The organism is Pedobacter soli (assembly GCF_900101435.1).
Taxonomy (GTDB): Bacteria; Bacteroidota; Bacteroidia; order Sphingobacteriales; family Sphingobacteriaceae; genus Pedobacter; species Pedobacter soli.
This window is the reverse complement of record NZ_FMZH01000001.1, coordinates 477,485-500,677: the sequence shown is the minus strand read 5'-3', so window position 1 is coordinate 500,677 and position 23,193 is coordinate 477,485. Positions and strand designations below refer to the sequence as shown.

24 protein-coding genes are annotated in these 23,193 nt (G+C 39.4%); 11 read left to right on the top strand and 13 right to left on the bottom strand.

The features are described from left to right. Window positions 1–2: 2 nt before the first annotated feature. The 3 genes from BLR37_RS02050 to BLR37_RS25200 all read right to left on the bottom strand — a co-directional run bounded on the left by BLR37_RS02050 (window position 3) and on the right by BLR37_RS25200 (window position 2,091). Window positions 3–731, bottom strand: a complete 729-nt coding sequence (locus tag BLR37_RS02050; RefSeq protein ID WP_167356531.1) for an esterase family protein — start codon at window positions 729–731, stop codon at window positions 3–5. Between the two features lie 65 nt (window positions 732–796). Next, the gene (locus tag BLR37_RS02045; protein ID WP_090763918.1) at window positions 797–1,384 is read right to left on the bottom strand and encodes an SGNH/GDSL hydrolase family protein; all 588 of its coding nucleotides are present in this window, start codon (window positions 1,382–1,384) and stop codon (window positions 797–799) included. Between the two features lie 539 nt (window positions 1,385–1,923). Next, window positions 1,924–2,091: a hypothetical protein gene (locus BLR37_RS25200; protein ID WP_156131359.1), complete on the bottom strand. Its 168-nt coding sequence runs from the start codon at window positions 2,089–2,091 to the stop codon at window positions 1,924–1,926. 474 nt (window positions 2,092–2,565) lie between these two features. Between BLR37_RS25200 and BLR37_RS02040 the strand changes: the two genes are divergently transcribed. The 4 genes from BLR37_RS02040 (at window position 2,566) to cysM (ending at window position 8,973) form a co-directional block, all read left to right on the top strand. Continuing rightward, window positions 2,566–5,175: a DUF7133 domain-containing protein gene (locus BLR37_RS02040; RefSeq protein WP_090763915.1), complete on the top strand. Its 2,610-nt coding sequence runs from the start codon at window positions 2,566–2,568 to the stop codon at window positions 5,173–5,175. Window positions 5,176–5,184: 9 nt separating this feature from the next. Continuing rightward, window positions 5,185–7,065 (top strand): heparinase II/III domain-containing protein, encoded by a 1,881-nt coding sequence (locus BLR37_RS02035; protein ID WP_090763912.1) that lies wholly within the window; start codon window positions 5,185–5,187, stop codon window positions 7,063–7,065. A 193-nt stretch (window positions 7,066–7,258) separates the two neighbouring features. Then, complete coding sequence (locus tag BLR37_RS02030) at window positions 7,259–8,089, top strand: serine O-acetyltransferase (RefSeq protein WP_341844506.1); 831 nt, start codon at window positions 7,259–7,261, stop codon at window positions 8,087–8,089. An 11-nt stretch (window positions 8,090–8,100) separates the two neighbouring features. Continuing rightward, window positions 8,101–8,973 carry a cysteine synthase CysM gene (gene cysM / locus BLR37_RS02025; RefSeq protein WP_090763906.1) on the top strand — a complete coding sequence of 291 codons (873 nt, stop codon included), beginning with the start codon at window positions 8,101–8,103 and terminating at the stop codon, window positions 8,971–8,973. A gap of 41 nt (window positions 8,974–9,014) precedes the next feature. Here the strand turns inward: cysM and BLR37_RS02020 are convergent, their stop codons facing one another. The 3 genes from BLR37_RS02020 to BLR37_RS02010 all read right to left on the bottom strand — a co-directional run bounded on the left by BLR37_RS02020 (window position 9,015) and on the right by BLR37_RS02010 (window position 11,855). Continuing rightward, entirely contained in the window at window positions 9,015–9,389 is a 375-nt protein-coding gene (locus BLR37_RS02020; RefSeq protein ID WP_090763904.1) for a response regulator, read from the bottom strand. Window positions 9,390–9,403: 14 nt separating this feature from the next. Further along, on the bottom strand, window positions 9,404–9,721 hold the full coding sequence (locus tag BLR37_RS02015) for a hypothetical protein (RefSeq protein WP_090763902.1): 318 nt from the start codon (window positions 9,719–9,721) through the stop codon (window positions 9,404–9,406). Window positions 9,722–10,268: 547 nt separating this feature from the next. After that, window positions 10,269–11,855, bottom strand: coding sequence for a 7TM diverse intracellular signaling domain-containing protein (locus BLR37_RS02010; protein WP_090763899.1), 1,587 nt, complete (start codon window positions 11,853–11,855; stop codon window positions 10,269–10,271). A gap of 237 nt (window positions 11,856–12,092) precedes the next feature. Here BLR37_RS02010 and BLR37_RS02005 point away from each other — a divergent pair, with 237 nt between their 5' ends. Together BLR37_RS02005 and BLR37_RS02000 are read left to right on the top strand one after the other, a co-directional pair. Further along, window positions 12,093–13,376 carry an ATP-binding protein gene (locus BLR37_RS02005; protein WP_090763895.1) on the top strand — a complete coding sequence of 428 codons (1,284 nt, stop codon included), beginning with the start codon at window positions 12,093–12,095 and terminating at the stop codon, window positions 13,374–13,376. A 45-nt stretch (window positions 13,377–13,421) separates the two neighbouring features. Then, on the top strand, window positions 13,422–14,201 hold the full coding sequence (locus BLR37_RS02000; RefSeq protein ID WP_090763892.1) for a GDSL-type esterase/lipase family protein: 780 nt from the start codon (window positions 13,422–13,424) through the stop codon (window positions 14,199–14,201). A gap of 25 nt (window positions 14,202–14,226) precedes the next feature. On the opposite strand, the gene BLR37_RS01995 is transcribed toward BLR37_RS02000, so the two are convergent. The 3 genes from BLR37_RS01995 to BLR37_RS01985 form a co-directional block, all read right to left on the bottom strand. Then, window positions 14,227–14,733: an HAD domain-containing protein gene (locus BLR37_RS01995; RefSeq protein ID WP_039470821.1), complete on the bottom strand. Its 507-nt coding sequence runs from the start codon at window positions 14,731–14,733 to the stop codon at window positions 14,227–14,229. After that, the gene (locus BLR37_RS01990; protein WP_090763889.1) at window positions 14,717–15,124 is read right to left on the bottom strand and encodes a hypothetical protein; all 408 of its coding nucleotides are present in this window, start codon (window positions 15,122–15,124) and stop codon (window positions 14,717–14,719) included. The genes BLR37_RS01995 and BLR37_RS01990 overlap by 17 nt, the downstream gene beginning before the upstream one ends. 160 nt (window positions 15,125–15,284) lie before the next feature. Beyond that, the gene (locus tag BLR37_RS01985; protein ID WP_039470823.1) at window positions 15,285–15,509 is read right to left on the bottom strand and encodes a helix-turn-helix domain-containing protein; all 225 of its coding nucleotides are present in this window, start codon (window positions 15,507–15,509) and stop codon (window positions 15,285–15,287) included. Between the two features lie 912 nt (window positions 15,510–16,421). Here BLR37_RS01985 and BLR37_RS01980 point away from each other — a divergent pair. After that, the gene (locus tag BLR37_RS01980; RefSeq protein ID WP_143009510.1) at window positions 16,422–16,640 is read left to right on the top strand and encodes a hypothetical protein; all 219 of its coding nucleotides are present in this window, start codon (window positions 16,422–16,424) and stop codon (window positions 16,638–16,640) included. 208 nt (window positions 16,641–16,848) lie between these two features. Here the strand turns inward: BLR37_RS01980 and BLR37_RS01975 are convergent, their stop codons facing one another. The 4 genes from BLR37_RS01975 to BLR37_RS01960 form a co-directional block, all read right to left on the bottom strand. After that, the gene (locus BLR37_RS01975) at window positions 16,849–17,466 is read right to left on the bottom strand and encodes a low molecular weight phosphatase family protein (RefSeq protein ID WP_090764836.1); all 618 of its coding nucleotides are present in this window, start codon (window positions 17,464–17,466) and stop codon (window positions 16,849–16,851) included. A 2-nt stretch (window positions 17,467–17,468) separates the two neighbouring features. After that, window positions 17,469–17,933, bottom strand: a complete 465-nt coding sequence (locus BLR37_RS01970) for a DUF6428 family protein (RefSeq protein WP_090763883.1) — start codon at window positions 17,931–17,933, stop codon at window positions 17,469–17,471. 49 nt (window positions 17,934–17,982) lie between these two features. Next, window positions 17,983–18,312, bottom strand: coding sequence for an ArsR/SmtB family transcription factor (locus BLR37_RS01965; protein ID WP_090763880.1), 330 nt, complete (start codon window positions 18,310–18,312; stop codon window positions 17,983–17,985). A gap of 216 nt (window positions 18,313–18,528) precedes the next feature. Then, window positions 18,529–19,251: a hypothetical protein gene (locus tag BLR37_RS01960; RefSeq protein WP_090763874.1), complete on the bottom strand. Its 723-nt coding sequence runs from the start codon at window positions 19,249–19,251 to the stop codon at window positions 18,529–18,531. Window positions 19,252–19,512: 261 nt separating this feature from the next. On the opposite strand from BLR37_RS01960, the gene pxpB reads away from it, so the two are divergent. Genes pxpB through BLR37_RS01940 form a run of 4 tightly spaced genes read left to right on the top strand, consistent with a single transcriptional unit; the run spans window position 19,513 to window position 23,193 of the window. Next, window positions 19,513–20,250: a 5-oxoprolinase subunit PxpB gene (pxpB, locus tag BLR37_RS01955; RefSeq protein WP_090763871.1), complete on the top strand. Its 738-nt coding sequence runs from the start codon at window positions 19,513–19,515 to the stop codon at window positions 20,248–20,250. Window positions 20,251–20,253: 3 nt separating this feature from the next. Continuing rightward, a complete protein-coding gene (locus BLR37_RS01950) occupies window positions 20,254–21,255 on the top strand; it encodes a 5-oxoprolinase subunit C family protein (RefSeq protein ID WP_090763868.1) in 1,002 nt (333 codons plus the stop codon). Next, window positions 21,252–22,019, top strand: a complete 768-nt coding sequence (locus BLR37_RS01945) for a 5-oxoprolinase subunit PxpA (protein ID WP_090763866.1) — start codon at window positions 21,252–21,254, stop codon at window positions 22,017–22,019. Before BLR37_RS01950 ends, BLR37_RS01945 begins: the two co-directional genes overlap by 4 nt. Further along, on the top strand, window positions 22,009–23,193 hold the full coding sequence (locus BLR37_RS01940) for an NRAMP family divalent metal transporter (RefSeq protein WP_090763864.1): 1,185 nt from the start codon (window positions 22,009–22,011) through the stop codon (window positions 23,191–23,193). Before BLR37_RS01945 ends, BLR37_RS01940 begins: the two co-directional genes overlap by 11 nt.

Sequence of the window (23,193 nt, the reverse complement as noted above, 5' to 3'; positions counted from 1 at the left end):
TTTTAAATGTACATCGGCGCCATTTTGCGCCAGTAATGGGGGCGGTGTGCATTGCTTTCCCAGGTATGAAACTGATTCGGGATGCCTTTTTCCCATAGTAAACTGCTCAGGTGCTGATTGCCACTTAAAAACGGATCGGTTTCACCAACAGCGAGAATAATTTCCATATTTCTTACTGCCGTTAACAAGCGGTCGTCGTTAAGGTTTGCAATGTACTGCGCCGGCATATTAAAATACACTTCGTCATTATGGAACCCGCTGAGCAAATCTTTAAAGTCGCCTATGTTGTCTGTTAAATCGTATCTGCCGCTAATACCGACAGCTTTTTTAAACAACCAGGGGTATTTCATGGCCAGATTAATGGCGTGGTAAGCCCCCATACTGCAACCTGCAGTTTCTACATAGCCACTGTTGTTTTGTTGCCCGATAAAGGGCATTACTTCATCTAAAATATACTTTTCGTATTGCAGGTGACGGTCTATGCGTACCGATGGGAATACACCGTCGTTATAAAAGCTTTCGCCATCAATACTATCTAAACAAAATACCTGAATTTCGCCATTTTCGATCTGTTGACTTAAGGAGCCGATAATCCCCCAGTTTTCGTAATCATAAAACCTGGCCATCCGGGTGGGGAAAAAGATTACTGCCCTTCCGCTGTGGCCAAAAAACAAAAGTTCCATATCTCTTTGTAAGCTATGGCTGAACCATTTATGGTATTCCCTTTTCATTAATTTAAATCTTTGAGGGAAAAATAGGGCTTCGATATTATCAGGATATTAATTAATGGTAATGATTAACCTAATTTCTCCTTCACGGCTTCTGTCCACAAGCGGTAGCCCGCTTCGCTCAGGTGGAGGCCATCATGGTCGTAAAATACCGGATCGGGATTACCTTCTTTCGTGAGCATCTTTTTAAAAACATCAATAAATTTCCAGTTTCCGTTATGCTTAATAATTTCGCTTTCAATCAGGTTATTGGTGTATCTGAACTGATCGGCCATATGCCAGCGGGTTAAACTGGGTTTTAACGAAATAAAATAACAGGGCAGATCATTAAACCGGCTATTCGCTTTGGCCATCAGTTGCTGAAAAAAGATAAAAATTTCCTCTGGGTGCCGGCCATCTCCGAGGTCATTATCGCCGGCATAAACAACCAGTGCCTTTGGCCGGTAATTGGTCATGATCCTTTCGAAAAACCAGACACATGCTGCTAAAGTAGAGCCGCCAAAGCCCAGGTTAGTTACCTTGCTGGTCGGAAAATCATCTTCAAGGCTATGCCATAAACGTATGGACGAACTGCCATAAAATACAATACCAGGATGTTCCCGATCCAGCCAGTGCGTTTTTTCTAATTGCTTAACCTCTTCTTCGTACCAGTACATAGCGCTAAAGATAAAAAGATATGCAATCCGAAGAACTGCCGGTTAGGTTAAGTTTATGTAAACAGGTTATTTGTTTACTGGTTCACTGGTCATTTGTTCATTGGTACTGCCCATAGCCTAAATCTTGAGCACAATCAAATCTTGGTTGTTGATGGTTAATGGCGGTATGCCCCGTTTGATAATTGGTGATTGGAAACTGATTATTAGTTGTTTACCGTGGTCATAACTAAATCCTGATAGTAGCGAAGCATTTGAGCGTATAAAAGCAAAAGGCTTAGGAAAGTTAAACCGTTAACCCAAACCTCTTTGCTAATTGGTTATTGAGTATTGGTAATTGAACATTGAGTATTGGATATTGCTAATTGGTTATTGCTAATTGCTAATTGGTTATTGCTAATTGGTTATTGCTAATTGGTTACTGCTAATTGGTTATTGCTAATTGGTTATTGGTTATTGAACATTGATGATTTCCAAATAAAAAAGCATAACCCTTCCTACCCACCTCTGCTGATTGGGAAACAACTTAATAAGCATACAGACTACTCGCTGTAGTTTCTCTTGTTTGCATACACGTGGTACCAGATGTACAGTAACCAGATTAATATTACGGTGCTATAAACCAATTCGGGATCAAAAGTAGCATCCGTTGTTAATAAAGCAATTGAAGAGATCAGGGCAGTCAGGAAAATATAAAAGATATTTTTCATAACGTACTGATTTAATGAATTTTGTATGGTAAATTTAATAAAAAATCTTCAATTGATCAAGTAATTATCTTTTTTATTTGTATTTAAATCACTTTCAGGTGTTTTTTACTGGATTTTGAAATGTAAATCAGTTGAATTGCTGTTTTACGATGATTATATTGTGTTGTTTGTGTGATTTTTATGTTAATTTTTAATTAACCCTGATAAATTAAGTGTGTATCTGAATATTTCTGCTCGTCTATAATGCTTTATTGTTTTTGATTTTGCTGTCCTCGTGTTTAGAATTGTTTAACATAAAGTAGCCTAGAAAGCAATAATTTCTGATTTTTTTTATGAGAATGATTATAATAAGTGCTGTTTAGCGTGAGTAATTCAAAGAAAAGTTAATTATAACAAAATTTTGGCAAGAGTTAATTTGTATTTTTTGTAAGTTTACCCGACACTAACCAAAAAAAACAATAACAAACACACACAATGATCAAATTCTCTTTAAGTTTAATTTACTTATCTATTATTTTCCTGGGTTTTAAAAACCTTTTTAGTGAACCCGAGAAACCCCGTTTAGCCCCTCCTGGATTAACCATTACTAATTTTGCAGGACCAGATATTACCCCAAGCCCGGCATGTTTGGCCGTTGCACCAACCGGCGAAGTATTTGTTGGGGTAGATATGATCGGCTCTTTGGGTAAAGATGCCGGCAAAGGCCGTATTCTTAAACTCGTTGATAAAAATAACGACGGTAAAATGGATGGCCATACCGATTTTGCCGATGTAGATAATCCACGCGGTATCATTGTTCAGGGCGACCAGGTATTTGTATTGCATACCACTTTCTCTAAAGAAACCGGTAAGGCTACAGGTATGAATTTGGTTGTTTTTGAAGATAAAGATGGCGATGGTAAAGCCGATGGACCTGAAAAACCATTAATCGAGCACATCAGCAATGAAAAATACATTCGCGAACGTGGTACCGACCATGCTACCAACGGCATTAGAATGGGTATCGATGGCTGGATTTATATCTCAGTAGGCGATTTCGGCTTCCACGATGCAATAGACCGTTCAGGCAAGAAAATGACTATGCTTGGTGGTGGTATCGTACGTGTACGTCCTGATGGAACCGAAATGGAAGTATTTACACATGGTACACGTAACGTATACGATGTAGCTATCGATCCTTATATGAACGTATTTACCCGCGAAAATACCAATGATGGTGGCGGATGGAATGTGCGTTTTTCACATCATATTCAATCAGGCGAATACGGTTACCCGGTTTTATTCCAGAATTTTACCGACGAAATTATTCCTGCCCTTGCAGATTTAGGTGGTGGCTCGGGTACTGGTGCATTATTTATGAATGAACCAAACTGGCCTACACAATACAATAATGTGCCTATGATGGCTGATTGGGGAAGAAGTATGTTATACATCCACAGGGTTACTGCTGATGGACCAACTTTTACCCAAAAGGACGAAGAGTTTATCAAACTTCCGCAAATTACCGATTTAGATGTAGATGGATCTGGAAGACTTTACCTTTCGGCATGGGATGGAGCAGGTTACTCGGGTAGTCCGGATAAAGGTTATATTGTTCGTGTGGTACCAACCGATTGGAGCTATAAGGTATTCCCTGATGTAAAAAAGTTATCGGTTAAAAAACTAACAGATTTACTTAAATCAAACAGTTCGGTAGGCCGTCTTGCAGCTTCACAGGAATTGGTTGCCCGCAATAATAAACAAGCCACTGAGGTTGCTTTAAAAATTGCTGCTGATCAGGCTTTACCACTTGATGTTCGCGTTGCGGGGATTTACACTTACGCACAGTTAGCCAAAGAAAACGGTACTACAGAGCTGGTAGCATTAACAAAAGATAATGCAGTAAAAGAATTTGCTTTAAAAGCATTAACCGACCGTAAAATTTACCTGGCCAATGTGCCAATTGAGCCATTTTTACAAGGTCTTCAGGATGCTTCTCCACGTGTACATGCCGTTTCTATTATTGGTTTAAACCGTTTGGGTAAAGTAGATGAAGCTGCAAAAGTGCTTTTAGCTACTAAGGTTCCTGCATCATTTACCGCACCTGCAAAAGGCGTAGAAGGGCCTCACGCCACGCCTAATTCAGCTATCATTTTACCTCACCTGGCAGTTAGGGCTTTAGTATCGTTACAAGCAACAGATGCGATGGTAGCTGCTATTAAAACCGAAAATGCCGATCTGGCTTTATGGGCATTACGTTATATGCACAATGCAAAAGCCGTAAACGGATTAATCGATAATTATAAAACAGCTCAGGATGAAAAACTGAAAAAACAGATTTTAATTACTTTGGCGCGTTTATATAAGGAAGAAATTGCCTACGATGCGAGCTGGTGGTGGGGAACACGTCCTGATTCGCATGGCCCGTATTTTAAAGCGGTTACCTGGTCAGAATCGCCGGTAATTGAGAAATTTTTAAAAGAAGAAGCGCTTAAACAAGGTGCAAACGGAAAACAGTTTTTTGTTGATTTAAATGAGCGTAACCGCATGGACATTGCTGAATTTGCCGTAGAGGAAAAAGTTGCAGCAGTTGAAGAGCCTAAAATTGATTTGGAAAAAATTAAAAATCAAAAAGGACAGGTAGGTAAATCATCAATTGAAGATGTATTGCTTGCCATTAATAAATTACAGGGTAACCCTGTTAAAGGAAGAACCATTTTTAACAATCAGGGCTGTATTGCTTGCCACAGTTTAAATAAAACCGATAAAATGAAAGGTCCTTTTATGGGCCAAATTGGTTCAATTATGAACCGTGAGCAAATTGCCGAGTCGATTTTGAAACCAAATGCTTCTATTTCACAAGGATTTGCTTCTGTAATGATTACTGCAAAAGGCGATAAAACCTATATGGGCTTTGTTCAGGAAGAAACTGCTGCCAAAGTTGTATTGCGTAATATTGCTGGTGAGGTTTTTACCATCAAAGCAGGCGATATTCTTTCACGTAAAGAGTTGGAAACCTCGATGATGCCTGAAGGTTTGGCCAATTCGTTATCGTACGAGGAATTAGCCTCACTGGTTACTTTCCTTTCTGAACAGAAAAAATAAACGCACTGAATGAAGAAACGATCATTCAAAACAGGTTTTTGCTTTGTAGCCATGCTCTTTTATTGGAGCATGGCTATCGGGCAAAACAATAGTATCGACTCTACATTTAAAATCCCCGTTCATCCGCGCCTGCTCATCTCAGCCGAACTCGAAAAGCAAATTACACAGGAAATTAACCGCGATGCCGGTTTAATGAAAATCCACCAGGCTGTAATTACCGGAGCAGATAAAATGCTTAAACTACCCAGGTTAGAGCGGGTTATGACTGGGAAAAGACTACTCGATGTATCGCGCGACGCACTTAAAAGAATTTATTACCTCTCTTATAGCTACCGGCTAACCCACGACAAAAAATACCTGCAAAGTGCAACACAGCAAATGCTTGCTGTTTCGGCATTTACAGACTGGAACCCCTCACATTTTCTTGATGTTGGAGAAATGACTATGGCGATGGCCATTGGCTATGATTGGCTATACAATGATTTGGAGCCCGAAACACGGCGTACAATTGCACAAGCCATTCTGGAAAAGGGTATAAGACCTTCAATGGATAAGCGCTACAATAACTGGCTCAATATTACCAATAACTGGAACCAGGTGTGTAATTCGGGGATTACTTTTGGAGCCATTGCCACTTTTGATGAACACCCTGCACTTTCAGCCCAACTGGTAAACCGGGCTATTAAAAGTGTGGTATTGCCCATGAAACAATACGCACCCGATGGGGCTTATCCCGAAGGTTATGCTTACTGGGAATATGGCACTTCTTTTAATGTGATGCTAATCAGTGTCTTGGAAAGTGTGTTTAAGCAGGATTTTGGTTTAAGTAAAGCGCCTGGCTTTCTGCAAACGGCGGCATACATGGTTAATATGACCGGGCCTTCTGGTAAACCTTTTAATTATTCAGATAGCAGGGCCGTAGCAGAATTCAATCCCGCACTTTTTTGGTTTGCCTCGAAGTCAAAGTCACCCTCATTGCTCTGGGTAAGTAAAACACAACTCCTTAACCCTAAATTATTAAACAACCGTTTATTGCCATCGGCTATTTTATGGGCGAAAGATATCTCTTTAAATAATGTTCAGGCACCTCAGCAAAATTTTTGGCTAGGTAACGGACCTACTCCGGTAGCGCTAATGCGAAGCTCATGGACCGACCCTTTAGCTACATTTGTGGGTTTCAAAGGAGGTTCTCCGGCTACCAGTCATGCCCATATGGATGTAGGTTCGTTTGTGATAGAATCGAATGGGGTACGATGGGCTATGGATTTGGGCATGCAGGAATATGAATCATTAGAATCGAAAGGAATTGATTTATGGAACAGCAAACAAGATGCACAGCGCTGGAAAATATTCCGTTACAATAACCTGGCACACAATACGCTCACTGTTGACAGCGCTTTTCAACTGGTAAATGGAAAAGGAGTATTTGTCAGCAGCTCCGGCCAAAGTAATTTTATGAATGCCGTGGTTGATATGCAGACGCTCTACGCCAATAAGCTAAATAAAGCAGTAAGAGGGGTAGCCATAATTAATAAAAAGACGGTACTGATCCGCGATGAAGTGGAAACCAGTGGGCAAAACGTAACTTTACGCTGGTCGATGGTTACGCCTGCTGTAGTAAAAGTATTAAATGCAAATACTATCGAACTAACCAGTGAGGGTAAAAAATGCTATTTGCATATAGAAACCGAAGGCAAGATTAATATAAAGCAATGGTCTACAACTCCGCTTACCAGTTACGATGCTGCAAACCCGGGAACTGTTATTGTAGGTTTTACGGTTGATATACCTGCCAACAGCAGCAAAGCGATATCGGTTTTTTTAACTTCTGAAAAACTCAAGACAGGAGGAACCAAAACCATTTCACTGGCCAAATGGCCAAAAAGCTAATTATTCTGTCTTCACTCATAAATTCTTGTAAATCGAAATACTTATTCAAGTTAGTTGGGGTGGGCTTCAATTGCCTTAATGTTATTTACACGCAATTTTTATGATAATAATTGCGCTTTAAGTTTAGGATTAAAAAAACAAAACTTACATTTAACGATTAAATCTATATAGTTAATCAACAAAACAAATTTTAGTGGGGCAAACAATAATGATGGAGGACCATTTTTTTGAGCATATTTTTAAAAATCCCCTAGAACAGCCAAACATTCCACCAAACGAAGTCATCTCGAATTGGGCAGAAAAGCTGATTAAGGTCATTTTTTCCGAAAACGCAGGGGAGGAGTTCGCTGATATTTCGGCACTGAAACAATATGTGTCAGGCCTGGAGCTCGAGCTTTTTATGATTATCTCGGCAAGTTGTAAACTGAAAAACAGCGCATGCAAAAATGTAGCCGGTGAGTTTTTTGCCGGACTACCTGAGTTATACCGCATCCTTAACACCGATATTTCTGCCATTTATGAGGGCGATCCGGCTGCGCAAAGCAGGTTTGAAGTGATCAGAACGTATCCTGGCTTTTATGCCATTTGTTTTTACCGCATTGCGCATCTTTTGTATAATTTTGGCATTCCACTCGTTCCACGCATACTTACCGAGCATGCACATTCAAAAACCGGCATCGATATTCATCCGGCGGCCAGCATAGGAGAATATTTCTACATCGATCATGGAACAGGTATTGTAATTGGCGAAACCAGTATCATCGGGCGTTATGTAAAATTTTATCAGGGTGTAACCCTCGGTGCTTTGAGCGTTAAAAAGGTTCTGGCAGGGAGTAAAAGGCATCCAACAGTAGAAGATCGTGTAGTTATTTATTCGGGAGCAACTATTTTAGGCGGCGATACCGTTATCGGGCACGATAGTATAGTAGGCGGGAATGTTTGGCTTACTGAAAGCATTGAGCCATTTTCTACCGCTTATCATTCGCCAATAATTACCATCAGAAACCATAAAGAAACAAGTTAAAACAGCATAATATGGCAGGAATAATCGATCTCATTGGTAACACCCCAATGGCCGAACTCCAAAAACTTAATATTAACCCTGCAGTAAGGGTATTTGCCAAACTGGAAGGCAATAATCCAGGAGGGAGTGTAAAAGACAGGGCCTCATTAAACATGATCAGAAGCGCAATAGAACGCGGACAGGTAACTCCGGAAACCAAACTGGTAGAGGCTACCAGCGGAAATACGGGCATTGCACTGGCCATGATAGCAAGCTTATATGGTTTAGAGATAGAACTGGTAATGCCCGCCAATTCGACAAGGGAACGTAAAGTAACCATGGAGGCATTTGGAGCTAAAGTAACGCTGCTGGAGAGTATAGAAGAGTGCCGCGATTACGCAGAAGCGAAAGGAGTTACGCCCGGACACTTCTTATTAAACCAGTTTGCCAATCCGGATAATTATATGGCGCATTATAAAGCCACCGGCCCTGAAATCTGGCGCGATACCGAAGGTCAGATTACCCATTTTGTAAGTTCGATGGGTACTACAGGTACCATTATGGGCTGTTCGAGATATTTTAAAGAGAAAAACAGCAATATTCAGATTGTAGGTTGTCAGCCAACTGAAGGATCATCCATCCCGGGCATCAGGCGCTGGCCGGAAGAATATTTACCTAAAATATTCGAGCCAGAAAGGGTAGACCGTGTAATAGACATTGCGCAGGCAGAAGCTACTGAAATGTCGCGTAGAATGGCTAAAGAAGAAGGGCTTTTTGCAGGCATGAGCTCAGGTGGAGCCTGTGCAGCAGCATTAAAACTGGCATCAGAGCTAGAATCAGGAACAATTGTTTTTATTGCCTGCGACAGGGGAGACCGTTATCTGAGCAGCGACCTTTTTGGATAATACACAGATTACTATCGAAAGTCGGCCAGGGTTAAAGTATTTTAATCCTGGCCGACTTTTTTTGTGAGCAGCATTTTTACCCGGTTTACCATAGCGATCATTTCGAAGGGTTTTTCGATATAATCATCCCAATGGACAGCAAAATGTGAAGTGTTGATGAAATTCATCTGCGACGACATTAGCAGGATAGGGATATGCGCATGAACAGATAGTTTTAATTCGGTGCAAATAGAACGCCCATCTGTTAATCCGAGCAAAGCATCAACTAAAATAATATCAGGCTTAAAATCCGATACCAGTGTGTGTAAATTTTGTGGAGCTGAAAGCGCCAACACTTCATATCCTTCAAACTCGAAAATCATTTTAATTGCATCAAGCGTTGCCGGGTAGTTTTCTAAGATGATGATTTTTGGCATTTAAGGGATATATTTTAGGGATAACGGAGGTTACCGGTCTTTCGTTTTTCTATCAGCAGATCAATTAATTTAGAATCGGAGCGGGTTAAGCTATCAAGAGAACTGCGCAAACTTTGATTTACAAGACTTAAATTGGTAAACATGAGGCGCAGTTTCTCGTTCTCATCTCGCAGTTCCATCAGTTCATTGGCAATAATTCCAAAATCCCTTATCCAGGTATCAAAACATTCTTTATTAATATCTAACTCAGCATAGATGATTTCTGGTTCTTTTCCATTATAAAATTCTTGTATGCTTTCAATAATTTTAGCGGGTGTGGCACTTGGTTTCATAGTTTAGTTTACTTGCTGGCTTCCGGAAGGCTGGACCGTCCCCTGTCCAGGCCCACCAAAGCGCAGCATCTGTTTTAAAATCTTTATTAAGCAGATTGGGACAAAGAAATAACGCATTTAAAAGTTATCAAAATTATTATCTACTCACTCTTACGCGGTATTTTTAACGTGCTGTTTTTCAGTTATATAAAATGGATATCTTAATGGGGTTTCATCTGTGGATATGGTTTTGACTTGATTAGCGTTTATTTAATAAACCATGCCGGTAGTCGTGTAACAAATCATCCCGGATAAGACCGTTGCTACCGACATGGTAAAAGTTGGGTACTTTCAGACATAAACAAGGGTTTGTTTGGTCATAAACAGCATCGCGCCGCCAGTACGCCATTTGAATTTATACAAAGAAGATGCGGCAGGTGCATTTTTAAGCTACTCATTTCTACGCACGGTATATTAAGTTGTTGTTGTTTAGCGATTTAATGAAAGTTCGCAGTCTGTGTAACATGGCAATGATGTTGGTTCGCCTGCTAATACTTTTGTATGTTATTTAGGACGTTCTGGCCAAATCAAGCATCCAGCTTTGCAGATTTGCATCGGCATCGATACCTAATTTCTTACGTACACGGTATTTACGGCTTTCTACAGCCCGGACACTCAGTCGGCAGGCACGGGCAATTTCTTTGGTGTCGAAACACAAACGGATGTAAGCGCAAAGTTCCAGTTCGGCTACCAGTAGCTGCGGCGAAAGACGTAATAATTCCTGTATAAAAGCGGCCTCGCTTTCACGGAACCTCTCCATAAATGCCGGATCTCTGGTTTGTGCAAGGCTAGTTAGTTCTTTAAGTGATAAATGGACAACAGGAGCCAGTTTTTTTTCGTCGAGCTGTTTTTTATAACCTTCCATTTGTTCTTGCAAAAGAATTTGCTGCCGGCGAAAGTGTGCGTTGTGGCGCGAAAGGAGTCGTAATCTTTGTCCGAAAAGCCCTAAACTGATTAATATACCTTCAATTATTGCCGCAAAAGTAAGCAGGTTAAACGCATAAGACTGAAAGGGGATGATTGCCATCAGGCTGAGCACAAGATAAATAGAAACCAATGCTACAGGAATCCAGCCCAGTACATAAAAACTAATAAACGGGGCGGTTTTGGCATAACCGCGAATTACAATAACTTTTATACTGCTAAATAAAAACAGTAGGGAGGTAATCAGAAACAGCAGTTGCGTAAGCGCATTGGTAATGCTTCTGGCATCCCATAGCGAGCAGATTAAAACCAGTCCCCAGGCGATGTTGAGTATCTTAAAAACCTGATATAGAAAAGGAAGTTGCCTTTTTAACTTTAAAAAGTAGCTGTTAAATAGAATGGTGCAGATGTACCCCAGGGCAATAAAAAAATGGGCATGTAAAAAAATAAACCTTGCTACGGGCAGACCAAGCATTAAACCATAGCCCTGCAGGTAGCAAACCATCGTAATAAAAAATAACAATATTACGCGCGCCATGTACAGGGCAAAAAGCTTGCTCCTGGTCATTACAAACATAAACAAGTGAAAAATGAGGATCATGAGTGCTATGCCCATGTAGATAAGCTGAGCGCTATAATCTTTGGTTAGGGCGCGGTTTAATACAGGCTCGGTAATTAATTTTAAGGGTACCAGCAAGGTATTCATGGTTTGCATCCTGATGTAAATTTCGCTTACCGGCGTTTGGGTATGTTGTAATGGAAAGATATATCCGGTACCCAGTACTGCATCATTCTGTTTTAAACCAAGCATACCAGAGTGCACATGTTGCACATTACCCAAAGTATCACGGTAAAATAAACAAAGCGTATCAATACTGGCGTAATCAATAAACAGGTAGGGCGTAGTTTCAGGTTTTCGGCTAAAACGTAATTTCATCCACCATACATGACCATCGGTTCCGCCATTAAAAACAGGCGATTTTCCTGCAGTAAATTTTTTGCGGTTAAATTTTTCTACCGTTTCGAAAGGGGTTTTCCCCGTAGTATCGCACCAATAATAGGCCGATTTCCCTAAATTGATGAAGTTTTGCCCCTCAACCTGTACAACCGGTTGTGCGTTACATAGGGCGCTTACTGTACAGAAAGCAACAACAATAAATATGGCCCTCATTAATTAAACCATTGCAAAACACTCGGGATGATCTGTTACAGGGGAGAAATTATAGCTTTATAATAAAAAATCCAAATTTTATCTGAAAAAAGAATAATACCGTTAAGCTGAGGTGAATTTACGCGGATATCCGGCACATAACTGATTCGTCCAAAATTGCATCATGTGTAAAACTTAAGCCTTAAAATTATTCATCAGGTTGAATTTAATTTTATATTTGCTAATTAATTTAGTATTATGTCGGTAAGTGTTAACATTACCTCAAAAGGTATTCAGAAAGTATTAAAAAACTATAATGAGAAACAAGCCATTGCGGAGTACATCTGGAATGGTTTTGATGCAAATGCCGATACCATCCGAATAGATTATGTGGCTAACGCACTTGGTCATTTAGAAAGTCTGGATATTGCCGATAACGGCTACGGCATAAATTTCGATCGTTTGCAAAAGAAATTCGATCCGTTTTTTGAGTCGGAAAAAGCCATACAGATTATTGCCCCAAAGCATACTTCTAAAATGCATGGACGTAATGGTGTGGGCAGGCTTACCTTTTTTACTTTCGCCCACAATGCTACCTGGCGCACTACCTACAAGGCCGAAAATGGATTCAGGCATGGTGAAATATACATCAGTACCGGAGGGTTGAATAGCTATAGTCATGATTTTACTGCAGCTCCAAGCCCAAATGCCCAAACAGGCACCGTAGTTTCTTTTGCTAATCTGCGCATTGGGCAGCAAGAGCTTGAAGAAACCGTACTGCCTTTTCTGATTAACGAGTTTTGCTGGTTTATTGAGCTGAACAAGCATAAAAACTATTCGGTTATTGTAAATGGTAAAGCGCTTAATTTTAGCGATAACATTAAAAGCCTGGAAGAGTTTAATGTTTTTTATCCCGATACTGCCGTAAATTTTAAGATTAAATATGTGCATTGGAAAGATAACCTGCACCGTGAATTGTCTAAATACTATTTTCTGGCAGGTGGAGAGGAAATTTATAAAGATTACACCACGCTCAATAAAAAAAGCGACGATTATTTCCACAGCATTTATATTGACAGTGACTTTTTTAGAGATTTTGATTTTAAGAGTTTCGAAAATGAAGGACAGGTGGCCATATTCGGTGCTGCAAAGTCATCGGCCGAATATCGTTTTCTGATCAAAGAACTTACCGAATACCTGAAGAGTAAACGTAAACCTTTTTTAAAAGAATATGCCAACCGTTTAATTGATGCTTACGAGCAGGAAGATATATTCCCAACTTATCCAACAGAAAGGGAAAAACAGGAGCGGAAACCTGAATTGATTAATTTGATTAAAGCCATTTATGAAGCTGAACCGAAATTATTTGGTGGCTTAAACACCGGCCAAAAAAGAACATTGGTGCGGTTAATGGATTTATTATTGGCATCCAATCAGCGCGATCTGGTTTTTGACCTTTTTAATGGGATGATTGAACTGGAAGCCGAGGAAAAAGATGAACTTTTAAGCATCATAAAAAAAATGGAACCCTACGGAAATTAATTGGTTAATTTATTGTAGGTTAGCCGAAATGAACCACAACCAAATATGAAGAAAATACTGGTATGCTTAGCTTTATTATTAATTAGTACATCGTTTTTATTTGCGCAGAACGAAAAGCGTAACCTGAATATTGTTTTCATTGGTAACAGTATAACCCAGGGCGTACAATTGGCTAATTCGGTAGAAGCTCCGCCGGCTAATGCCGTTGCTGATCTACTTAAACAAAAAGGAATAGGCGAGGTTCATTTCAGCAACCAGGGGCACAGTGGCTACACTACTTTAGATTTTTTGCCTGGAACACGCACTTTTACCCAAATAGAAGAGGCGGCTAACGCCTTTACCGATAAGAAAGCCTTACTTATCTTTTCTGTTAAACTGGGTACCAATGATAGTGCTATACAAGGACCACATGGTTCGCCGGTATCTGCCGATCGTTATATTGAAAATGTAAAAATAATTGTAGACAAATTATTGGCCGGTTTCCCTAACGCTATAGTGATATTGCAGCATCCGATATGGTATAGTCCAAACACCTATAATGGCTCCAAATATCTGCAGGAGGGTTTAACTCGTTTACAAAGTTATATTCCAAAAATTGATAGTTTGGTTAAAAGCTACGAGCAAAGCCAACCTAAACATGTTTTTGTGGGTGATAAAAAGGCATTTGCTTATTTTAAGAAACACCATTTAACTGAGCTGATCCCTGAGAAAGGGCAGGCGGGTACTTTTTATCTGCATCCGAACAAAACAGGCGCAGCATCACTAGGCCGTTTCTGGGCTGATGCTATTGGTAAAATTGTAAGGAAGCATTTTTTGGTTAAATAAAATTAAGAGATTACAAAAGTTTTAATTATTGGACTTTGTAATCTCTTTCTTTAAAAATATTCTTTTTTAATCTCCTTTGAAGGACATTTTTCAGATCATTAACATCATTTAAACCCGTATAAGAATTGGTTAATACCAATCTGTCTTTTAAGTGCCTGGGTAGGTCATTTAACGATTTGTCATCGTCAATTATGACAATCTTGCTAGAGTCAATTTTATTGGAATTTATCCAGTCAAGTATTTCGGTTTTCCGATTACTTTTAGGGTCAAATGATAATTTATCGCTATTTAATATCGAGAGAAATTTAAAATCCATTCCTCTCTTTTCAAATATTTCTTTCCACTTATCTTCATTATATCTATATCTATGTGATGTAGAAAGGATTACTTCGTCTATTGTTTTGTATATAACTGAGTTAAGGATGTCAACTGCTATAGTGTTGAATTTATAAAATCCATCTTCTTCCAATTCCACTTTTTTATGCGGATTAGCATGCACCATTACACCGTCTATATCAAGGAAAAAAATCATTCTTATTTTCTTTATTATAACTTTCTATGAAATCTTTGTCTTTTATAAATTTTCGTTTATCATAAAGATATTCATCCCAATCTTTTGTTTCATCTATTTCAACCTCTTTATACAATACAACTTCATCACACAGAGAGCTGGTCCAAATTATATATTCAATTTCAATCCCAGCTAATAAATAAGTTATATATCTATGGTTGCCATCAATTACTATGCCTTTATCATTACAAATTTTTATTCCACCTAAATTTTTATATCCCATTTTAACGCGCCTATACATCCTTTTTATAATAGCAAAACAAAGTTTCTTTTGAGATGTATTATAGCGAGTTGGGGTAATATTTATAAAATCTTTTAGAACATCAGCAGTAAGTTCTTCAAATTCTTCCAAGCGTTATAGTTAATTTACGACTAACAAAGATATGAAAAATAACTGTAGTAACTGTATTGGTTGTCAGTTGGTTGAGTGTGATTTTAGATTACGCGATTAGGCCATTTCTGGGCTGATGCCATTGGTAAAATTGTGAGGAATAACTTTTGGGCAGGTTAACCTAAAAGTCAAGCAAATCTTTAGGATGGATATCTAACCCTTTGGCCAGCTCGATAATGGTAGTAAGCTGTACATCAAATTTGCCGTTTTCAATTTTAGAAATATTGCTGTCGTCAATTTCGCAATTCCGGGCCATTGCACGTAAGCTCAAGCCTTTACTGGTTCTGATTTTCTTCAAATTGAAACCGAAATTATTCTGAATGCTTGAGCCTTCTTTCTTGATCATTGAGGTTAAATAGTTAAGGGCTCAAAGTCTCCAACTTATTTAAATTTTTTGCGGTTATATGTTACCGTATTTTAATTTGTTTTATTATATTTGGTTTAGTAGCAGGTTATTAATCATGACAGGTTCACGGTCATTTTTACCCTTAATTACCTATACATCATATGAGACAGGAACCAAATGTATTTTATTATATATTTACCCTTTTTAAGGGAGTTTCCTCTGTTCTGTACTTACTCAAAAATCATCCCTTATCCCATGTTGCTATCCCACAGAAATGCCCTTTTAACTGGTTGTATGCATTAAAACCTAAAAATCCTGTTTAGTTCATACCCACACCCTGTAGCAACAGTTCAATTACTTGGTTAAGGTTATAATTGGTAAAGCTGTTGCCTATGGTGTTTTTTCCACAGATTTTCGATTACAATAAAAAGGTTTAACCGCTTCCATAGATCAGGGATGTTTTATTGGTTTGCGGATGACGATTTCTGCTGCTTTTACAAGTGGCGGGATGGGATCGTTTGGCCTAAAGTTAAAACTATTTTCAACTAAACAACATGCGGAAAAATGTATTTTTTAACGTACTGACATTACTATACCTAAAAGAAAGAAAATTTATGGCACCTTCCTTTCAACAGGAACGCTATGTGTGCCATTGCACCAGTCAGCAAAAATCAGACATAGGCTTAAGCTTCTTATCAGCTTTGGCAAAAAGCGAAATGATCCTTGAGCATTTAAAGCGGAAGAGTCTGCTAAGAATCGAAACACCATAAAATCTATCCTATGAGGATTACCTGACAGATTTGTAGTTACCCATTTCAATAAACTAATTGCTTACGCTGGCAATGGCGCAAGTTTCTGACTGAACGATATATGTGGATAAATATCCATCGACCATGGGTAAATGTCCATCGTTTGAACTTAGCTAAAGGTGTAATAACTTTCAATAAGATTATTAGTGTTTTGAATAAGGAAGGTATCGATTATAACAAAGCGGGTGTTGTTTTTAATGAAGCGGGTTCAGTTTTTAATGAAGCGGGTACGGTTTTTAATGAAGCGGGTATAGTTTTTAATAAAGCAGGTACGGTCTTTAACAAAGCGGGCTTGGTCTTTAATAAGATGGTATGGCTTTAATAAAACCAGTATAGTTTTAAATAATATTACATGGATGGATTTTAGTATTTCGGGATAGCTTTTAATTTAAAAATATATTGATCATTGCTGATAAACCAATCCTGAGACTTTGATTCATTTCAGGAACCAACAAAAGACATATTTAAGAATAAAAGCTTTCGCAAATCATATCTAAATGGTTAAATATCTATCTATAAACTTAAGAATGCTATTTATGATTCTCAATCATTGAGAACACATAGAACATTTCAGATGCAATTTGCAAGCTTCGTGTGTTGTAGATTAGGGTTTGTTTAGATGTGTTATCTGAAACTTTTGGATCTTCATAAGTTATAGGTATACGCTTATCTGCCCCTGCTACAAATGGGCAACCTAAATCCGCTTGTGAACAAGTGATTACAGCAGCAAATTCTGAAGATGGATTAAATAGGTGGTCGTGGACTTTAGAGAAGCCAATAATAGGCATTGAGCTGTCGGAATATTTGATGATGTAAATAGGGTTATCTGTATTTAGCAACTTATCTATTTTAAAGCCAGTATTAATTAGAGTGGCAACAACTTTTGGAAATAAAGCTGTTGCCTCTGTACCACCTGAGTAACAGAAAACCCTTGGTATGTTGTAGTAGGTAGCGGCAATTTGAGCCCATATTTGTGAGAAGTGGCTACGTCTTGAATTATGAGTACAAATGAAATTTATATTTACATCCATATTCGCAGACACTTTAGATTGCACATATTCAACTAGTTCATTTAGAGTTTTCTTACGTTCGTTGCTAATCGGAAGAACAATAAGCTTACTAATATTATGCTTGATTTCTCGATACATGACTAACAGCAGCCTGAATTTGGTGAACATTCTGACTTGCCCCGTAAATTTAAGCTCAAGTTCTGTTTAACATTCGGAACTCCGCAAGCATCTCTCGCCAAGCAAGCAGTAGTTTTTGATGTAAGTATGAATTGCTTTCCGTTAAAACCCAAACCATATCTACCAATAGTTAGATTCTGATACTCAACTTCAACCTCCAGGTCTTCCAATGCCAATAATTCTTCAGACAATTTGATGATGGAAAGTAACTTTGCTGGTTTTAATCTATGTTCATAATCGTTAGCATCCCAGAGCTGAAAATTAACAACGGTTTCATTTCGCATAGTTCCTCCACAATCAATGAAGCGTCTATTAACTAAACCTACTTCTGTTACATGGAAATTTTCTGGCACATATTTGCCATTCTCCAATTGAAACTCGACGTTATCTAATTTCGTCAAATTTTCTTTTACTTGTGATAGTTTCATATATTTTATTGTTATATTGCAATATTACGATTGAATTAAGCAAAAAAACTTAGCAACAATTTATTTTTCTAACATCATCAATGAAGAAATCGTTCAATAAGCTTTTGATATTATTCCAAACAACTTCATCTATGCAGTAGCAAATGCTAGTTCCTTCTATACTTCCTTTTATAACACCAATTCCTTTGAGTTCTTTTAGATGCTGTGATATAGTAGCTTGAGCAAGGCCTAGTTCTTCTACTAGATCATTGCAGATACAAGCTTTTAGTTTGATAATGTGTTGAAGGATAGCTATTCGCGCAGGATGTGCTAAAGCTTTCAAAATCGTGGATAATTCGTTTTGCTCCTGTGTAAATATGTCGCTTTTAGTAAGTCCCATGCTTAATTGTTTTATTGCAATATTACGATATATGTTTTGTTGAAAAAAAATACATTCTCGAAACTACAAATACATGACAAAACATGTTGTTATGTATCATAACTACAAATTATTTAAACGTTTTTTCAAGCTAAGATGGAAATTTGGATATGAAAAAAACAGGCTATCCATTACAGATAGCCTATCGTTCAAATAGGGGGGCATGAGCCCAATACCTTACATTTTTAGCCTTTTAAACGGGATGCCAAGGATATGTTTTTTTTCAGGGTGATCATTCTTTAAAGATGCTTTTATATAAGTTTTCACACCTTGTACGGTATCTATTAAGTTATTTTGGGAATTATAAAAGATATTAAATCTGTTTCTGCGCGCATCATCAATATCCGGTTTTATTAAGGCAACATTATTAACGCTGCTTTGCATCTTTTCGAGTTGGGTTTGAAGTGAAGCAATACTAATATCTTCTTCTGCAGGTTTATAGATCTGACTAGTGCTCAATACATCAATATATTGCTTTAGATGCTCAATTCTATTGTCGTAAGATGTTTTTGCTTGTGATGGAAGTTTTGTTCCATCAGCAGCTGCATTGGATGAAGTAGACTTTTTAACTACTCCTCTTAATTTATCAGCCAAAGTTTTTGCTGTATTAAGCTCAGAAGGATTGTCTGTTGCAACTTTTACATAATTATAACTTCTGGTAATTAGCTTATTAAGCTGCTTAAAGATAAGTTCCTGATCATCTACAGCTTTGCTGTAAACGGGAGATACTTTGCTTAAGATTCGATTAGTTTCCTCTACTTCTTTTGAGAGCTTTTCTAAAGCTTCAATTTTAAAATGATCTTTTGGTGGTTGGTAAGCAGGCCCTAAGGTTTTTAAACGAATAATCAAATCATTTAAATTTGCTGCATTTTTGGCGTAACCGCTTTCGGTACCAGGCATAACTATTCTACTTTAAATTAAACAATACAGTAATTAAAATAGGGATGGGTACTTAGCAGGTCTAGCTATGTAATATTACGAATTAACTTTGATAAATAAAATAATTCATCAGATTATTTATGTGGTTAGTTCACAAATTGTAGATCAACATCAATTTCAACTTGCTATTTCAATATTATATAATCATTTTTATGGTTACACTTGGTTTGCACAAGAGTTTATGAAGCTTATTTATTCTAAAAATGGTTTGGCGTAGTTAATATGAGCGAGCAGCAGGGAGACATTGTGTCTGGTTATTCCATTTCTATTTATGCTTTGAGCGAAAAAGCCCTTACTGTAGTTTTTGGTAACAGCATAAGCGAGCGCCTGTGGCGCCAGGTAAGCAGTTTTAACCAGCTTTTAAAACAACATCCTTTTCCGGGTTTAATAACCACCGTACCTGCATACAGTACCTTAACCGTGTTTTTCGATCTTTTGCAGGTTGCACAGTCCGATTTGCCGGGTAAAACCTGCTACGAAAAGGTATCGGGTTATTTAAAACAACTGAGCCATAGCGCGCCCGGTTTGGCTGTGCAGGCGGGCAAGCATGTGGTTATTCCGGTATGTTATGGAGGCGATTTTGGTCCGGATATTTTAACCGTGGCGCAAAACAACGACCTTAGCCAGGCAGAGGTAATTGCCCTGCACAGCAGCGCCGTTTACAGCGTTTACATGATGGGCTTTGTACCCGGTTTTGCCTACATGGGCGGTATGCCAAAAAGTTTATCAACACCCAGAAAAGAAGTACCGCAGGCTGCCATACCCGCAGGCTCGGTGGGTATAGCCGGTTTGCAAACCGGTATTTACCCCATAGCCATACCCGGTGGCTGGCAAATTATTGGCAGAACGCCTTTGCAAATGTTTAACGCAGCGCGCCAAAACCCTGCACTTTTACAAGGTGGCGATACGGTTACGTTTAAAGCTATTACTATCGACGAATTTAATGCTTACCCTGTTTAAAAAATGGAGATAAGCATCATTAAAGCCGGCCTGCTTACTACAGTGCAAGATTGCGGAAGGTACCAGCACCTGGCCGAGGCCATACCCGTTTCGGGCGCAATGGACCAGCTGGCGCACCGTCTGGCCAATAAAGCAGTGGGCAATGACGATGATTTGGCCACGCTCGAGTTTACCTATGCCAATGCTTCTTTTAAAGCGCTTAGCCCTATTTTAATTGCTTACTCTGGCGATGGTGCATTACTTACGTATAATGGCGAAGTAATGCCTGCCGAAAAACCTTTGTTTTTTGCAGCAGGGGCAGCGCTTACTTTTATCCATAATCCAATCGGTGTGCGTACCTATCTGGCTGTAGCCGGTGGCTGGGAAGTGCCCGAAGTATTGGGCAGCAAAAGCACTTATCTGCCGGTTAAATTTGGTGGTTTCGAAGGCCGTAAACTGGCAGCGGGCGATGTATTGCGCAGCAGCGAAGCTATCAGTACCGTGGCTGCGGCCATTATGCAGCAGCTCAGCAGCAAGGCTTTAATTTATCCGAACTGGCGCATCTCGCGCGAAAGTTTGTTGCCGCTTAACCGCAAAACCATCAGGGTGGTGCTGGCTAATGAGTTTAGCTGGTTTGATGCCAGTTCGATTATTGCCTTTTTAACCAAACCTTACCAAATTGCTTTAAGGAGCGATAGGATGGGCTATCACTTATCGGGCAAAGCCATGGTGCGCAAAACCAAAAAAGAATTGCTCAGCACCGCTGTAACACCTGGCATTATACAGGTAACCGGAAATGGCGATCTGGTAATATTGATGGCCGATTGTCAAACTACCGGAGGTTATCCGCGTATTGCGCATGTTGCCGCTGTAGATTTGCCTTTATGTGCGCAATTAAAACCCGGAGATGAAATTAGTTTTACTGAAATTTCGAGTGATGAAGCAGAAGAACTGTATCTTCAACAGGAGCATGATTTGTTGTTGATTACCAATGCTATAAATATTAAGTATACCAATACCATATGAAAAAAATAGATCTGAATTGCGATATGGGCGAAGCATTTGGAAATTACCCCATGCCCAACGATGCTGAATTGATGGATTACATCTCGTCGGCCAATATTGCCTGCGGTTTTCATGCCGGCGATGCTGCCGTAATGCAGCAAACTGTAGCCCTGGCCATCCAAAAAGGGGTAGCCATAGGGGCTCATCCGGGTTTGCCTGATTTGCAGGGCTTTGGGCGTAGGGAAATGAAGATTTCGCCACAGGAAGCCTACCAGCTTACTTTATACCAGATTGGTGCTTTGCATGCTTTTGTAAAGGCAGCTGGGGCGCATTTAAATCACATAAAAGCGCATGGGGCACTGTATAATATGGCCGCTAAAGATGCTGCCCTGGCTAAAGCTATTGTACAGGCTGTGTATGATTTCGACCCGAAATTGATTTTGTATGCACTTTCGGGGAGTGAAATGATTACCGAAGCCAAAAATATGGGCCTGGCAACGGCATCTGAAGTATTTGCCGACCGCAGTTATCAGGATAATGGTTCGTTAACACCCCGTACGGAGCCCGGCGCATTAATTACCGATGAAGAGGCTGCATTAAAACAGGTTGTTGGCTTTGCATTAAAGCAAGAAGTGCAAAGTATTAGCGGTAAAACCATTGCTGTTGATGCCGAAACCATTTGCATACATGGCGATGGGGCACATGCTGTAGCTTTTGCAAAGCGCATTGCAGAAAAGTTAAAATCGGAAGGGATTTTGGTTAAAGCACCTCAAAATGAAAAATAAATACAATTGGAGTGTGCTGCTGGGGGCAGCTTTTTTAATGGCATCGTCGGCTATTGGCCCCGGATTTTTAACACAAACGGCGGTTTTTACGCAACAGTTGGGCGCCAGTTTTGCTTTTGTAATCCTGCTTTCCATTGTACTCGATGCCATTGCCCAGCTCAATATCTGGCGCATTATCGCTGTTGCTGATAAGCCTGCACAAGATATTGCCAACAAAGTATTCCCGGGATTGGGGTATTTTATCTCCTTTCTGGTTTTTTTAGGAGGCTTAGCCTTTAATATCGGTAACATTGCGGGCGCCGGCTTGGGCTTAAACGTGCTATTTGGTATAAGTGTGGGGCAGGGCGCTATAATTAGTGCCATAATGGCCATTGGTATTTTTATTTATCGCGAAGCGGGTAAAGCCATGGATCTTTTTGCCAAATGCATGGGACTGATTAAAATCCTGCTGGCCCTGTTTATTGCCTACACCAGTTCGCCGCCTCTGGCCGAAGCCGCTTTAAGGTCGGTTAACCCTACGCAGTTTAGTTTTACCGCAGTTTTAACCATTGTAGGTGGCACAGTAGGCGGTTACATCACCTTTTCGGGTGCGCACCGTTTATTAGATGCCCGCCAAACGGGTATAGCCAATCTGGGTGCTGTAAATAAGGGTGCTTTAAGTGCAATAGGCCTGGCATCGGTAATGCGCTTGTTGCTGTTTATAGCTGCTTTAGGTGTGGTGAGTAAAGGTTTTACTTTAGATGCAGGAAATCCGGCAGCCTCGGTATTTAAACTGGCCAGTGGCGAAATCGGTTACAAGATATTTGGTGTGGTGATATGGGCTGCGGGCATTTCATCAGTTGTGGGATCGGCTTACACCTCTATCTCTTTTATCAAAAGTTTTCACCCTTTGATTCTTAAATTTAACCGCGCCATTATCATTGGCTTTATTACCGTTAGCTGTGTTATTTTTATCCTCATTGGTAAGCCGGTAAAAGTATTGCTAACTGTGGGTGCTATAAATGGCTTTATTTTGCCTATAGCGCTGGGTGTAATGCTCGTTGCTGCCTACCGGAATAAGATTATTGCCGGCTATAAACAACCGCTATGGCTTACCCTTACCGGATGGGCCGTGGTGCTTACCATGGTTTGGATGAGCTACGGCACTATATTGCAAATGATTAACGGAGAATAA